This is a genomic window from Pseudomonas sp. ANT_H4 (assembly GCF_008369295.1).
Lineage (GTDB): Bacteria > Pseudomonadota > Gammaproteobacteria > Pseudomonadales > Pseudomonadaceae > Aquipseudomonas.
Genome location: NZ_VOBG01000078.1, coordinates 1 through 1,113, shown reverse-complemented (window position 1 = coordinate 1,113; position 1,113 = coordinate 1). Strand labels below are relative to the sequence as shown.

Sequence of the window (1,113 nt, the reverse complement as noted above, 5' to 3'; positions counted from 1 at the left end):
GGCGGTTGCAGGAGCTGAGTGCAACACGGTCATTGAATTGAAGCTGGAGCATCATGCCGCATAGCCATGGCCTTCTGCATCACCTCGCCCATAACTTCGATTGGGCATTTGAAGTCGAAGCGCTTACGCGGACGCATGTTCAGTTGCAGTGCGATGGCATTCAGTTCTTCCTGGCTGTGTACCGACAGGTCTGTGCCTTTGGGCAGGTACTGGCGGATCAGGCCATTGATGTTTTCGTTGCTACCGCGCTGCCAAGGGCTGTGCGGGTCGCAGAAGTAAATCGCCACCCCAGTCTGCTGGGTGATTTCAGCATGCCGCGCCATTTCTCGACCCTGGTCGTAGGTCATGCTCTTGCGCATCGCCAGCGGCATGCCATTGAGCGCTGCACTGAAGCCTTCCATCGCCGAGGTCGCCGTCGCGTCGTTCATCTTCACCAGCATCAGGTAGCCACTGGTTCGCTCCAGCAGCGTGCCTACACACGAGGCGTTGGCTTTGCCCTTGATCAAGTCGCCTTCCCAATGCCCTGGCATCAGCCGGTCTTCGATCTCCGGTGGGCGCACATGGATGCTGACCATCTCGGGAATCTGGCCGCGCCGATCCACACCACCAGAGCGCGGTCGGCGTGTCGTCTTGCTTTGCCGCAGGCAGATGATCAGCTCCTTGCGCAGTTCACCGACCGGCAGGGCATAGATCGCGTTATAGATCGTCTCGCGACAGACGTAGGCATCTCTGAGGCTGGGAATGTTCATGCTGCGCAGCTTGCCGGCAATCTGCTCGGGAGACAAACGCTCACGGAGCATATGCGCCACCAACTCGAAGCGCTCACCACCCCGCAACAGCTTTCGCTTCGGTCGACACACCTGGCGGCGAGCCTGCATCTGCTGCTGGGCCGCGTGGGCCGAGTAGCCGCCACAGACATCTCGATTGCGGCGCAGCTCCCGGCTGATGGTCGAAGGGGATCGGTTGATCAAGCAGGCAATCCTACGCAGGCTGAAGCCTTGGGCATGACTGATTTGAATGGTGGCGCGCTCTTCAACGCTGAGTTCGGTATAAGACATAGGGGCAGCACCGTACCGGAAAGGTCAGGTGTTGCACTCAGTTTTTGCCGCCGCC

At 59.6% G+C, this 1,113-nt stretch carries 1 protein-coding gene; it reads right to left on the bottom strand.

Annotation, left to right across the window (positions count from 1 at the left end):
• Positions 1-29 precede the first annotated feature (29 nt).
• Positions 30-1,058 (bottom strand): IS30-like element ISUnCu4 family transposase, encoded by a 1,029-nt coding sequence (locus FQ182_RS29615; RefSeq protein WP_149415366.1) that lies wholly within the window; start codon positions 1,056-1,058, stop codon positions 30-32.
• Between the last annotated feature and the right edge of the window lie 55 nt (positions 1,059-1,113).

Excerpts from the sequence above, each read along its gene's own strand:
- FQ182_RS29615 (WP_149415366.1), bottom strand. The coding sequence starts at position 1,058 with ATGTCTTATACCGAACTCAGCGTTGAAGAGCGCGCCACCATTCAAATC.